The following is a 13,468-nucleotide window of genomic DNA, read 5'->3' on the forward strand; positions in this document are numbered from 1 at the left end:
TCTTTTTGCCCACTCCCTGCTCTCCCTGCTCTCCCTGCTCCCCCTACTTCTTTCTAGTTCCCAGTCCCTTTTAAGGCAGCAATAATTTGAGTATTTGCTTTAGGAAAAGTAAACTGCTCCAGTTCTTCCAAAGTTACCCAGCGAATTTCATCGGATTCCAAAGGTTGGGGAACACCTGTAACATGGCGGCAGTGATGTACTGTGAGGGTAACGCGCAAGTTTGTATAGCTGTGGTCGATAGTAATCAGATGCTCTCCCACTTCAATTACTATTCCCAGTTCTTCGGAAATTTCCCGTTGAATACACTCGCTGATAGTTTCACCAGGCTCAATTTTACCACCAGGAAATTCCCACAAACCACCCATTGCTCCTTCTGGACGACGGCGATCGATTAAAATTTGCTTTTGGTCATTCCAAATTACTGCAACACCAATAATTTTATGGGGTGGCAAAAAACTGGTTTCACTCATAATTGATTGGGGAGATGAGGAACTACTTTTGCTAATGGTAAATCCATGTACTATTCATATCCGTACAAAGGTGATATTAATAATTCTTAGAAAACACGAAAATATTAAGACCTCGGAAAACATGGTGTAGATTTAGAATAGCTTAAGTAAGTGTAAATGGTTCGTTAAAAAATTGACTTTGATAACAGAGTTTTAGCCTTAACCCAAGCGTATTAGATGATAAGGGATACTAACTTCTAATAACAAAATTCGGCAGATTGGTTTGAATTCTGCCGAGTTTTGATTTATTGCCAAGGTCGTCTACCGCTGTTAGTTTATCCACAAATGTGTATTAATCATTTAGCAATACGCCTCTAGTTGAACTCAATTACCAACTTACAGGAGTTCACTACATAACCAAATCCAAAAACTCAGCGTTACTTTACACCAACCTCTGCACTGCTACCTGTCGGAAAGCAAGCCTCTATGCATTTAGTCTATGCATTTAAATTTCAACCCTAATTTGTCACTATTTTTGGATATTTAAAAAATTTAACTGATGCATCACTGGGAATTAGCGGCGAAGATTTTGCAGAGGTTTATTTTCAATTTGGATCGCCGTGACTGTGAGTAGTTATCAGCCCTACAATATTGAATTTCCCAAATTTTATGTTTCTAGTCAACTTCGCCGTTGTTGCTTTCAGTCCCTTGTAGGGCGATTTCAAAATTCATTCTTTGTTCAGCGTTACGCAAGAAATAACCACTAATCATCGCAGAAGCCAGAAGCCTACCCAGACTTTCTCGACTGGTGGTTACGTTAATGCCAAAATGTTCTGAGGGTAGATTACCCAATAGTCCTGTAATATTCCGTTCCATCACCTGAAACACTTCGGCAGATGTGGGTTTAGATAGTTGGCTAACTGTCTCAGGATTCAAGGATTTAACGTACTGCCATAGTAAATCGCTAGTTTCTGATTCGCTATTGAAAAATTCTGAGACATGATTGGATGGGTTATTCATTATTTAGCTCCTTAACTACCACTGCTGGCTGCGGTGCTTGTGATTTAAATATTAAATGCCTGTTTTGGATTTGACTTAGCTAGCTATTTTGTCTTCCTGCCAACTAATCTAACAGCCTAGCGTAAGAGTGGAAGTAGGTGTAACCGTACCAAAGTCAGCGTATTTTCTCACCCTAATAAATAAAGTCAGGAGTGAAGAGTTAATTAAAAACTCATAACTGTACAGACGCGATTAATCGCGTCTCTACTCCTAACTTGCCAAATATTCATCCATGTTGGCTTTAGACTTGCGAAGTTTGGTTAAGGCTTCCCGCTCAATTTGCCGGACTCGTTCCCGGCTGATATTCAGTATTTCACCGATTCTAGCTAAAGTCAGTGCTTGCCCATCAGTTAAGCCAAAGCGCAGCGTGATCACTTCCCTCTGCTGTGACGTGAGGTCGCCCATCAGGCGATCTAAGTCATAAGATAGGGAAGATTGCATAACAAACTCTTCTGGAGATGCTCCTGGGTCTTCTAGCATTTCTCCGAGTTCTGTGTCATAATTATCACCCAGCCGCAAATCCAAGGAAAGGGGCAAACGCGCCTTTTCTAGATACTCTCGCACTTGTTTGGGGGTCAATTCTAATTCTTGAGCTAGCTCACCAGCTGTCGGAGCGCGTCCCAACTTTTGAGACAATTGGCGCTGTGCCTTTTTAATTTTATTTAATTTTTCAGTAATATGGATAGGCAGCCGAATGGTACGAGCTTTTTCGGCTATAGCACGGGTGATCGCTTGCCGAATCCACCAATAGGCATAGGTAGAAAACCTGTACCCTTTGGTGGGGTCAAACTTTTCTACACCCCGTTGCATACCAATACTACCTTCTTGGATCAAGTCCAGTAAATCGACGTTGCGTTTTATGTACTTTTTGGCAACAGAGACTACCAGCCGCAAATTGGCTTCTACCATCTTACGCTTGGCAATTTCACCATCAGCGATCGCTTCGTTCAAATCTGCTGGTTCTAACTTTGTCGCTTTGGCCCACTCTTCTAAAGTCGGTTGACGACCTAACTGGGTGGCAAGAGATTCTCTTGAGTCGTGCAAAGCGCAGGAACGTTGCACCTGTTTCCCATAGAAAATCTCTTCCTCGTGGGTTAAGAGTGGCACACGGCCAATCTCACGCAGGTAAGTCCGCACGAGGTCTGTGGCTGTCTGAGCGGTCTTCATGGCGCTACTCTTTGGTAATGATGGGTTTGGCGGTAGGGTCATTAAGGGATAGATGCTTTATTAGGGTGCTACCCAGTCAGACTGGGAACCCATACTATGGTTTGCAATTTACGCGCCCGATAAACACGTAGCGCTCATAATAATCAAATTTAGGCTTCTTAACTGCTAAAAGTTACAGTTATTTCCTACTTCTCACAAGTATCTACAGTTAGATAAAAGGTAGCTTCTTAAACATTTTTCTAGAGAAACCTTATTAACAATTGTAACATTTATGAGAATATTTTGGCTATATGGCGACATTAAATTTCCTGGTTGTTCCAGTTCATCCAATATTGTCCTTTCTCTCAAGGCTGACTAGAAGTCAATTTAAGAGATTATTTGGTTGACATAAGCTTCCTTATATTTGTTAAGGTATCTCTAATGAGAACTATAGTCATTCTCTTATAACAATTACTTAATTTTCTTGGAGACTTGTACTGAGCGGTATCGTAAAGCCTGCGGCATAGCTACGCTTAGGGCGCAGTCTCTCCAAGAGTTGTATTGGGCACAAGAAGCAGAGGGGCAGTTCTTGCTGGGGGCAAGGGGGAGAATTAAAATTACTTCTTTCCCCTGTTTACCCCCACTCCCTGCTTCCCCTGCAACGCCAGCTTCCCCTACTCCCTGGTAATCGGGCAGAACTCTTGAATGGTTTTTACATCCAAAGTCGTATTTTGTAAAGAATGGATGGCGGCGACGGTAGCTTTTGCACCGGCGATGGTAGTAATGATGGGAATTTTATAAGCTAAGGCTGTGCGGCGGATTAACCTAGCATCAGTCTGGGCTTCTTCCCCTGAAGGTGTGTTGATAATAAGTTGGATTTTCTGGTTTTTGATTGCATCTAGGACGTGGGGACGACCTTCATGGAGTTTTAACACTAATTCAATATTTAATCCCTGTTCGAGGAGAACTCGCCGTGTACCAAGGGTAGCCATCACTTTAAAGCCCAAATCGATAAATTCCTTCACCACAGCACCGGCAGACGCTTTATCGCGATCGCTCATTGATACAAATACAGTTCCCGTCAGTGGTAAACGCTCCCCAGCACCCATTTCCGCTTTGGCAAAGGCCCGGCCAAAGTCGCTGTCAATCCCCATCACCTCACCAGTAGATCGCATTTCTGGGCCTAATATTGTATCAGTTCCTGGGAATTTATTAAAGGGTAATACTGCTTCTTTTACAGCAATATGTGTGGGAATGATTTCCTCGGTGAAATGTAGCTCCTCTAAGGTTTTACCTGACATAATTAACGATGCTAGTTTCGCTAACTGTACGCCCGTTGCTTTAGAAACAAATGGGACTGTACGGGAGGCGCGGGGGTTAGCTTCCAAAATGTAAACTTGGGGAGAATAACTACTTGCACCAACAACGGCAAATTGGATATTCATCAACCCCACGACTGACAGCGCTTGTGCTAGCTGCACCGTCCAAGTGCGAATTTGATTGAGAACTGCTGGTGATAGGGAAATGGAGGGTAAAGAACAAGCGGAATCTCCTGAGTGAATTCCCGCTTGTTCGATGTGTTCCATGATGCCACCAATCACTACCCGTCCTGTGTGATCGGCGATCGCATCTACATCGACTTCAATCGCGTTTTCCAAAAACTTATCAATCAAAATCGGATGTTCTGGTTCCACTAGTACCGCAAAGGTCATGTAGCGTTCCAATTCAGCATCGGAATAAACGATTTCCATTGCCCGTCCCCCTAACACATAGCTGGGACGCACCACCACGGGATAGCCAATGCGTTTGGCGACAATCAACGCATCTTCGTAACTCCGGGCGATACCATTAGGCGGTTGAGCAATATTCAACTGTTGGAGAATCTTTTCAAACCGCTCCCGGTTCTCTGCCATGTCGATGGAATCTGGTGATGTACCCCAAATTTTAGTGATCAGTTCTGAAGTGTCATTGTTAAGAAACTCTTGTAACGGCAGAGCCAACTTCAGCGGTGTTTGTCCGCCAAACTGGATAATTACCCCAACTGGATTTTCAGTTTCGATAATATTAAGAACATCTTCTTTTGTTAACGGCTCAAAGTAAAGGCGATCGCTGGTATCGTAGTCTGTCGAAACTGTTTCTGGGTTTGAATTGACCATAATTGTCTCGTAACCCGCTTCCTTCAAAGCATAGGCGGCGTGACAACAACAATAATCAAACTCAATTCCCTGCCCAATGCGGTTGGGGCCACCACCCAAAATCAACACTTTTGGCTTGGTTGCTGGCAAGACCTCTGTTTCTTCTTCGTAGGTAGAATAGTAGTAGGGGGTAAACGCTTCAAACTCAGCGGCGCAGGTATCTACGGTTTTGTAAACTGGGATAATTTCTAGTTGTTTGCGGTAGGCGCGAACTTCATCTTCGGTGGTTTTGGTGGCATAGGCAATCTGGCGATCGCTATATCCGTCCCGCTTCACTTCATAAAGTTGCTCTTTTGTCAATTGTTGCAAAGGTGTCCGCTTCAGGAATTTCTCGACATCTAACAGTTGCTGAAATTTATCTAGAAACCACGGGTCAATACCAGTAAGTTCGTAGATTTCCTCAGCACTAATCCCTTGCTGCAAGGCATGACGCACGGCGAAAATGCGATCGGGGTTAGGTGTCCGCAATTGGGCGCGAATTTGTTCACCACTAGGTAATTTCTCGGCTTTGTCGCAACCCCAACCAGCACGTCCTGTTTCTAGCGATCGCAGTGCCTTTTGGAAAGATTCGTTGAACGTCCGCCCAATTGCCATTGCTTCCCCGACTGACTTCATTTGGGTTGTCAGCACTGGTTCCGAACCAGGGAACTTTTCAAAGGCGAAGCGGGGGATTTTTGTCACCACATAGTCAATTGTCGGCTCAAAGGACGCCGGAGTTTTCTTGGTGATGTCATTTTTAATTTCATCCAGGGTGTAGCCCACAGCCAATTTGGCTGCCATTTTGGCGATCGGGAAACCCGTGGCTTTGGAAGACAAAGCCGAACTGCGGGAAACACGGGGGTTCATCTCAATTACAACCACATCCCCTGTAACTGGATTGACGGCAAACTGGATATTAGAGCCGCCAGTTTCCACACCGATCTCGCGGATGATTTTAATTGCCATATCCCGCAGCCTTTGATATTCTTTATCAGTGAGGGTTTGCGCGGGAGCGACGGTAATCGAGTCTCCAGTGTGGATGCCCATAGGGTCAAGGTTTTCGATGGAGCAGATAATCACCACGTTATCTGCCAAATCACGCATGACTTCGAGTTCATATTCTTTCCAGCCGAGTAAAGACTGGTCAATGAGAATTTGCGAAACGGGACTGGCATCTATACCTACCTGTGCCATTTCTTCAAATTCTTCTTGGTTGTAGGCAATGCCACCGCCACTTCCACCCATTGTGAAAGCTGGACGAATAATTAGGGGATAAGTACCAATTTGGCGGGCAACAGCTTTGGCTTCTTCCAAAGATTCGGCTGTATCGCTGGGACACACGGCTACTCCAATCCTTGCCATTGCCTGACCAAAAAGTTTTCTATCTTCGGCTTTTTCAATGGCTGGTAGTTTTGCACCGATTAACTCAACGCTGTACTTTTCCAATACCCCATTTTTCGCTAAAGCAACGGCGAGGTTGAGGGCAGTTTGTCCTCCCATCGTCGGTAGTAAAGCATCAGGGCGTTCTTTCTCAATGACTTTCTCGACCAATTCCGGAGTCAGCGGCTCAATGTAAGTGCGATCGGCCGTTTCCGGGTCGGTCATAATCGTTGCAGGGTTGGAGTTGACCAAAACCACTTCGTAGCCTTCTTCTCGCAGCGCTTTGCAGGCTTGAGTGCCAGAGTAGTCAAACTCACAGGCTTGTCCGATCACAATTGGACCAGAGCCTAACAGTAGAATCTTCCGGAGGTCGTCACGGCGGGGCATAGTGGTTGCCTTGGAATACGAGAATACAAATCCTGATTATTTTAAGGGTCTTTACCCTCTATCGTCCTTTTTATTATTAAGTTTTCTAAGTTTGATTACAGAGAGGGGAGCGGGGAATGGGGGATTACCTCATTACCTCGTTCCCAGTCTCCGACTGGGAATGCCCCCTGATTGAGGCTCTGCCTCCCTTACTCGCGGCAGAGCTGCAATGAGGAATATTTCCAGCCTCTAGCTGGAAACGAGGTTTTAAAGGGGTTTGCCAATACCCAACAATTATTTTGTATTTCTAATTTTATTTAATTGTGATGCTCAAATTTTAAAGCTTTTGGGAATCTTTATTATTTAATTTGGTGAGACTTTGTAATAGATGGTGATTTATTCTGGCATATATATATCTGATTATTCAGCACAAATAAATTTCTTAGCTAAAAATATTTATTAACTAGTTAATTGCTAAATATTTTCAACATTAAATATTATGTGAATATATTTACTTAGATTAAAAAATGGCAGAGAGATAAAGATATCATTCTCTGCCATTTTTTATAATATTTTAAGAGTTAGTGGTGCCAACTTTTTCTTTCAGTCTAGGTAGACAAATCTAGATGATGAGAGTTTTAGCTTTGAGCAGCTTGGACAAACCCTAAGGTCAAGCTGTCTTTGGCGAGGAAGTGAGACAAATGATATGCACGTTCCTCTGTTTTCAACAAAATCTTTTCATACAGATAGCGTGTACCCCGATCGCCTAAACTCTCTGCCTGAGCAGCTTGACGACGAATCACGCCCAGAATAGCTTGTTCTGCGGCTAGGTCATTTTCCACCATTTGGCGAGAGGAATATACGCCCTCAGATTCTTGCTCAAAACAGGTTAATTCTGCTAATTTGCTGAAGGTAGCTACTGGCACACCACCTAGTCCATCCAAGCGTTCTCCAATTTCATGGATGTGGTCTTGTACTTGGGTGTAGCTTTCGTTAAAGAACTCATGCAGAGAGTAAAATTCTGAGCCTTCAACTACAAAATGATGCTTTTGGTACTGCAAGTATAGTGCCTGGAAACTGGCTAATACAACGTTGAATCCTTCTGTAACTGGAGCAGTTACGCTGTGATCCAGCAACACAGGATTGTCATATATATGACCAAAATTCCGTAACAAAGTTTGCGTTTCAGACATTGTTCTCCTCGCTCTTTAGCAGTTATAGGTTTTAACTGCTCATTCCTTACATATTAACATTTTAATAATAATAACAAGCCGATTTGCCATTACAAGGTTTTGTATTTTTGCCTACAAAAAGTCTCAAGTTTATTGTTTGCTGGATGATGGCACGCTCATCAAGTTGCATGTATTTATCATTATTATTGACATATAGACTTAAATATGCTTACTCATCAAGAAGGGCCGGGAGAGAAAAATTTACTTTATCCTCCTTGTCTTGCTGATCTCCCTTATCCCCTTTTAAATATGCGATCACTGTAAAAATTTAATTTTTTTTCCAAAATTACTGAGAATTCTTTGCACTTAAGGTATGCTGTTTTAAGAGATTACACTCCTAAGACTTTTAAAAAGCCGGGAGTTAAATCGCGGTAGTTACTCCAAGTTTGTTGCACTTGAGGGCAATTCTCTTGAAATCGTTTAGTTCAGAAATAGAAATAAAGCACCTTGTAGAGGTGAATTGGGCAGATCGCTGGCAAGTCTATCAACGCCTAAAGGAATTAGACATTCCCTGTAGTTGTACGGTTAACCAGCCATTGAAAGTTGAAATTGGCTCTCCTATAGCAGCTGTTCAACTTTGGAGTGTGATACGGCAATTAACAGCTTCCCGTCAAGACCAGATTTGGATTCTTGAGAACTGCTGGCAAAGTCGCTACTAACAGTTATAATCTTTAGCTGCTGCTGAAAATATCTCACTTAGTAGCTTGTATTAGTTAAAAGGAGGTAAAAAAAATGGGTGGATCTCACAGTATGGAAGTATCAGAATTTTGCCTTGAAGGCAGATTTATAAATTTTGTTATTAAAGATGGCTATAAGCTTAAAGGCTTACTACTGGCGACTCATGAGGGTGAATTTTATATTAAACTTGCTAAACATTTACGGGCTGCTTTTGACTTACGCTTACCACCAGGGACTTGGCTGCAAGTTGTTGGTTACAAAATGCATGATTTGAAGGATGGCACAGTTACACTGAAAGCTGAACGGGTGATGGCGGTGCGTTCTGAGATGGGGAGAGTTGAAACGCCTACTTCAGTACAAGAACCCCCATCAATTGATAATACCAAGGCAAAACCAGCTAAGACTAAAGCTACGATTTTGGTGTGTCAAAAGTCTGATTGTATAAAACGCGGTGGCAAAGCAGTTTGTCAAGCGTTGGAGGCGGCTTTAAGCGATCGCGGTTTAGAAGACCAAGTTACAATCAAGGGCACTGGTTGTATGAAGAACTGTAAAGCTGGACCTAATCTAGTTATGCCAGATAAAACGCGCCATAGCCGAATTCAAGCTTCACAAGTCCCCGCACTAATGAATCAGCATTTTGGTGACAAAATGTCAGCACAGCCTGAAAATTTAAGGGAAGTGGCGAAATATAATGGCAAGCTTTACTGAAATAAATAGTGAAATCTTGACATTTTAATGAGAAGGTTTAATAATAGCTTTTCAAGTGTGTTCCATTAAGACTCGGCTGTAAACTTTGCTAAAAGTTTGCAATAAGATCAAAAAACTGGCTTTAATTAAGGCCAGTTTTTTGAATTAATAGGGTCTTTATTGAGCAATTTTTAACCGGGATGGCTCCCATAATTTGTAAAGATTCAAGGGAACGTGGTTGATTGATGAATACGTAGGCGCAAAGAGACTTGTCGTTAGACATCGCTTACAGTGGAAGCGTCAATCATCGATGACTTAGAAACAAATGCCACATATCCCTCAGTGGATATATATCGTTTATTTTGTATTTTCCACGATAGTCATGATTTTTCTATTCCGTCATGACTGGAATCGCCTCGCTAAACTTTACCGCACCAAAGAAGCGCCGCCACTAAACTTCTCCCGAATGCAAAGCGGTTGTGTGGGGTTGGTAGACTACAAAGGAACTTTAAATGTTGGTATAACTCCTCAAGGGATTTATCTGAGTATTTTCTTGTTTAGCTTTGGACTTACGCCGTTGTTGATTCCCTGGAGTGCCATTAGGAAAATTGAACCTGCTAACGAACTATTTATTATTAAGCGTTTTCGTTTGTATCTTAATTCCCCAAAAGTCACGCTGATTTTAAGCAGAGATATTTTGGAACCGGCTAAAGAATTTTTAGCTACGCAGGGATTTGAGTGGATTTAGACTTGATTTTTCACAGGATGTGGAAACCTCTCTCTAAATCTCTCTCCTAAAAGGAGAGAGACTTTGAATTTTTCTTATATGCGGCAGGGGCACAGCATTGCATAGGCGTAGCCCGCCCTGCTGTAGGCATTGTCTACATATTGTCATGATAAGGAGAAAGCGCTTCATATTTTAATGCGATTGAGTTGAGCGCTGGTTTGGTAAGGTGCGTTAGCAGCAGCGTAAGGCATCGAAAGTATTTAGAATGATGTATTAAGAATGTAATGCAGTCTATAAATTCTTAATATTTGTAAGTCACTCATCGGAGTGTGAACCTGAACCCTCATTTAAGTCTGCTAAATTTTCGCCCTCAAGAATTGTCCCTTCAAGATTCGCCCCTTTAAGATTCGCCCCTTTAAGATTCGCCCCTTTAAGATTCGCCCCTTTAAGATTCGCCCCTACAAGATTCGCCTCCTCAAGATTCGCTCCTTGAAGATACGCCCGTACAAGATACGCCTCTTCAAGATTCGCTCCTTGAAGATACGCCTCTTCAAGATTCGTCACTACAAGAGACGCTCCTTGAAGATTCGCCCCTACAAGATTCGCCCCTACAAGATTCGCCCCTACAAGATTCGCTCTCACAAAATTCGTCCCTTCAAGATTTGCCCATTCAAGATTCGCCCCTTCAAGATTCGCCTCTGCAAGATTCGCCTCTGCAAGATTCGCCTCTGCAAGATTCGCCTCTGCAAGATTCGCCTCTGCAAGATTCGCCCCTTCAAGATTCGCCCCAAAAAAGTCTTTAAAAACTAAAACACAACCTTGTAAATCCAAAAAACTTAGGCAATTCAAGTAAAACACATCAGTATCAATATCAATTCTTTGCCCTTGCAAGCGGGAAATCCAGATACCGAAAGCTTCAGAAGTATGCCATTGAATCTTTGAAACTGTCTTTGTCACTCTAGCACAAGCATTTAAGACAGCCAACAACGCTTCTTCTGCATTTCGTGCTTGTCGATTTTCTTCTTGAAAATCTGGTCTGGGAGTCAAGCGTTCCATCGGCATTCCATGACGCAACATAAAACCAATCAGATGGCATAATGTCTGCTGCCAATTGCCAACATCTGATGCATTCTGCAAACGCATTTCATCCGCAACAAAGTTAAAAAGATATTCATCCATAGGGGATGCACCGCAGAGAACTGCCCAACTTTTTAAAGCCTCGCGCTCATCCCATCCTTTATCTGGATTCTCGTGGCGATCCTTCAGATTTTCATCAATGAGTCTAACTGCTCGCACAATGCGTTTTGCTGTCAAATATTCACCAAAACTTTTGTGAGTAAATTCAAAAGTTTTTTCCTGTTCTTTAACTCCACTCTCACGAAAATAAAAGGCAGTCAAAAGACGAGTTACACCTAATTTTGCACTTTCCTGAAACTTGTCTAAAAGACTCTTTAAACTACTGTGTTCACAATGGGCTTCAATCTCTTTTACTGTTGTTGTTCGTCCATCTCCATGCCAGGAAGCTAAAGCAATTTCTTCGAGGATGCGAACAAAGTCTTTTTCCTCAATTCCACGAATAGCCGGATGTTGATAACCAGCCCAACCGCGCTGATAAACTGCTGTGAGCAAATTTGCATAAACTGCATTCAGGTTGCCGTCTGTAGGAAATTTATTTTGCTGGTCAAAACTCAATGCTACCAAGTAATTCAGCAAGGGTTGGGCAGTAATTTCTGTCAGGTTATCTTGGTTTAACTCTTTTGGTAAGCAATCATATCCCCGTCCGCTAGCATTGCCGTATTTATGCCACCAAATCTGACGTTGATCTTGCTGCAACAAGTTTTGCTGATCAATGTAATTGGTTCTCTCATCTTCAGTCACAAAATAAGGCAAGATATGCAAGATTTGCTGTGGTTGGCGAAAGTCGTTACTATTTGCTTGCACTACCAATTCTCGACCACTGATTAATACTTGTAAGGAAGTTTTACGGACATTAAACCGCTCTACTTTTCTTTGGACTTCCCGCACAAATTGTTGAGCAATCTCAGTGGCAATTTTGCCCTGCATGGCAAGCTCATCTAAACCATCGAAGATAATCAGTAAGCGGGAATCAGCCTTATCTTTGTCTAGGGGATTATGTCTGAGAAAGCCATCGTCTCGCACAAACTTAGCAACTGCCTCAACTAAGTCATCTGAGGGTTCAAAATGGTGCAAAGGAATAAATAAAACCGGAATTTTCCCTTTTTCTGCTTGGTTAGCTGCAAAGATTTTGGCAAAGGAAGATTTACCACTTCCTGGGCCACCACTAATCACTCTAATGGCATCATTGCGATCGCCTTTTTCTAACCAAGCTTCTAGTTCAATTTCTAAATCCAGAACGACTCGCTGATATTTCTCATCGTCTCTCACCCGGCGTTCAAATTCTTCTGACTTTTCACCTGCAACTTTCTGCTTATAGTAGGCGCGTAAAGGAACATAAACCTGTTTTAAACCAAAAGCTTCTAAAAGCATCGGTTCTTCAACCTGTTTTTGTAGCCAAGCTAAATAACGCTGCCATGACTGTTCTCGTTCATTGGCTTGAGTAAAAGGGGTATCGAGTTCTTCTTTTAAACAAGCATATTTTTCGGGATGTTTTGCCCACTCTTCATGTAGAGCATATACAAAATAGGTAGGAAGACGATGACTAATTGTTTGTGCCTGGGCTTGATTGACGCTAAAGTATTTTAACCAGTCCGCAAAAGCAGTTTTAATCGCTTCCAGAATCGGCAAATCTTTGGGACGGCTAAAAAAATCTTGGTCAATACGCAATTCTATAGTTTCTAGGGAATCGTTGAGGCGATCGCACAATAGCTCAAGATCACTCTCGTTTGGTTTTTCAAACAGTAACTCTTGATTTTCTTTTATCAAACTCACTATTGCTTCTACCAAAGAACGGTAAATTAGTAACCAAGCAACTTCCTCTGGTGCTGCTGCTAAACCTAGTGCTGCTGTAGCTTCCACAGCATCTTTGGCTACCTCTTCCCACTTACCTAAGACCCCATCTATCACACCTTTGCTTAGGGATTTGAATAGTTCCTTAAAGTCAGCTTTAATGGGTTTATTCCATAATGCAACAGGTTTGCTGACTGAAAATCCAGAGGTATTGCTCATAGCTGTTGTATGACGCTGGTAGATGTACTGAGCCAATATATTTAAACAATGTTCGATCAGATTTTTCCTGAAAACCAGCAGGAAATTTCATAATTTCTCTAGATAAACTTGTAACTTCAACCTCAAAGGCTCAATTGTCAGCCTCAAAGGCTCAATTGTCAGCCTCAAAAGCTCAACGTTGAGGTTCAAAGGCTCAACTGTCAGCTTCAAAGGCTCAACTCTCAGGCTCAAAGGTTCAACGTTCAGGTTAAAAGGCTCAACGTTGAGGTTAAAAGGCTCAATCGTCAGGCTAAAAGGCTCAACTCTCAGGCTCAAAGCCTCAACGTTCAGGTTAAAAGGCTCAATCGTCAGGCTAAAAGGCTCAACTCTCAGGCTCAAAGCCTCAACGTTCAGGTTAAAAGGCTCAATCGTCAGGCTAAAAGG

The 13,468-nt window shown here is 42.5% G+C and carries 10 protein-coding genes; 3 read left to right on the forward strand and 7 right to left on the reverse strand.

Annotation, left to right across the window (positions count from 1 at the left end):
* Positions 1–53 precede the first annotated feature (53 nt).
* The 5 genes from mutT to V7K46_RS02370 form a co-directional block, all read right to left on the reverse strand.
* Positions 54–470 (reverse strand): 8-oxo-dGTP diphosphatase MutT, encoded by a 417-nt coding sequence (gene mutT / locus V7K46_RS02350; protein WP_335110653.1) that lies wholly within the window; start codon positions 468–470, stop codon positions 54–56.
* A gap of 654 nt (positions 471–1,124) precedes the next feature.
* Positions 1,125–1,469, reverse strand: coding sequence for a DUF760 domain-containing protein (locus V7K46_RS02355; RefSeq protein ID WP_335110655.1), 345 nt, complete (start codon positions 1,467–1,469; stop codon positions 1,125–1,127).
* Positions 1,470–1,718: 249 nt separating this feature from the next.
* Positions 1,719–2,675 carry an RNA polymerase sigma factor, RpoD/SigA family gene (locus V7K46_RS02360; protein ID WP_335110657.1) on the reverse strand — a complete coding sequence of 319 codons (957 nt, stop codon included), beginning with the start codon at positions 2,673–2,675 and terminating at the stop codon, positions 1,719–1,721.
* Between the two features lie 653 nt (positions 2,676–3,328).
* Positions 3,329–6,595 carry a carbamoyl-phosphate synthase large subunit gene (carB, locus tag V7K46_RS02365; protein ID WP_335110659.1) on the reverse strand — a complete coding sequence of 1,089 codons (3,267 nt, stop codon included), beginning with the start codon at positions 6,593–6,595 and terminating at the stop codon, positions 3,329–3,331.
* 617 nt (positions 6,596–7,212) lie between these two features.
* Positions 7,213–7,767: a Dps family protein gene (locus V7K46_RS02370; RefSeq protein WP_335110662.1), complete on the reverse strand. Its 555-nt coding sequence runs from the start codon at positions 7,765–7,767 to the stop codon at positions 7,213–7,215.
* 449 nt (positions 7,768–8,216) lie between these two features.
* On the opposite strand from V7K46_RS02370, the gene V7K46_RS02375 reads away from it, so the two are divergent.
* The 3 genes from V7K46_RS02375 to V7K46_RS02385 all read left to right on the forward strand — a co-directional run bounded on the left by V7K46_RS02375 (position 8,217) and on the right by V7K46_RS02385 (position 9,919).
* Positions 8,217–8,465 (forward strand): Asr1405/Asl0597 family protein, encoded by a 249-nt coding sequence (locus V7K46_RS02375; protein WP_335110664.1) that lies wholly within the window; start codon positions 8,217–8,219, stop codon positions 8,463–8,465.
* A 73-nt stretch (positions 8,466–8,538) separates the two neighbouring features.
* Positions 8,539–9,192 (forward strand): (2Fe-2S) ferredoxin domain-containing protein, encoded by a 654-nt coding sequence (locus tag V7K46_RS02380; protein ID WP_335110666.1) that lies wholly within the window; start codon positions 8,539–8,541, stop codon positions 9,190–9,192.
* 361 nt (positions 9,193–9,553) lie between these two features.
* Complete coding sequence (locus V7K46_RS02385) at positions 9,554–9,919, forward strand: hypothetical protein (RefSeq protein ID WP_335110667.1); 366 nt, start codon at positions 9,554–9,556, stop codon at positions 9,917–9,919.
* A gap of 294 nt (positions 9,920–10,213) precedes the next feature.
* On the opposite strand, the gene V7K46_RS02390 is transcribed toward V7K46_RS02385, so the two are convergent.
* Positions 10,214–13,045, reverse strand: a complete 2,832-nt coding sequence (locus V7K46_RS02390; protein ID WP_335110669.1) for a pentapeptide repeat-containing protein — start codon at positions 13,043–13,045, stop codon at positions 10,214–10,216.
* A gap of 87 nt (positions 13,046–13,132) precedes the next feature.
* The coding region (locus V7K46_RS02395; RefSeq protein WP_335110671.1) for a hypothetical protein at positions 13,133–13,468 on the reverse strand (336 nt) is incomplete at its 5' end.

The sequence above is a fragment of the Nostoc sp. genome (assembly GCF_036917395.1).
GTDB lineage: Bacteria > Cyanobacteriota > Cyanobacteriia > Cyanobacteriales > Nostocaceae > Nostoc.

Bases quoted from the DNA above. Each gene is read 5' to 3' on its own strand.
- mutT (WP_335110653.1), bottom strand. From the start codon at position 470: ATGAGTGAAACCAGTTTTTTGCCACCCCATAAAATTATTGGTGTTGCA.
- V7K46_RS02355 (WP_335110655.1), bottom strand. From the start codon at position 1,469: ATGAATAACCCATCCAATCATGTCTCAGAATTTTTCAATAGCGAATCA.
- V7K46_RS02360 (WP_335110657.1), bottom strand. From the start codon at position 2,675: ATGAAGACCGCTCAGACAGCCACAGACCTCGTGCGGACTTACCTGCGT.
- carB (WP_335110659.1), bottom strand. From the start codon at position 6,595: ATGCCCCGCCGTGACGACCTCCGGAAGATTCTACTGTTAGGCTCTGGT.
- V7K46_RS02370 (WP_335110662.1), bottom strand. From the start codon at position 7,767: ATGTCTGAAACGCAAACTTTGTTACGGAATTTTGGTCATATATATGAC.
- V7K46_RS02380 (WP_335110666.1), top strand. From the start codon at position 8,539: ATGGGTGGATCTCACAGTATGGAAGTATCAGAATTTTGCCTTGAAGGC.
- V7K46_RS02385 (WP_335110667.1), top strand. From the start codon at position 9,554: ATGATTTTTCTATTCCGTCATGACTGGAATCGCCTCGCTAAACTTTAC.
- V7K46_RS02390 (WP_335110669.1), bottom strand. From the start codon at position 13,045: ATGAGCAATACCTCTGGATTTTCAGTCAGCAAACCTGTTGCATTATGG.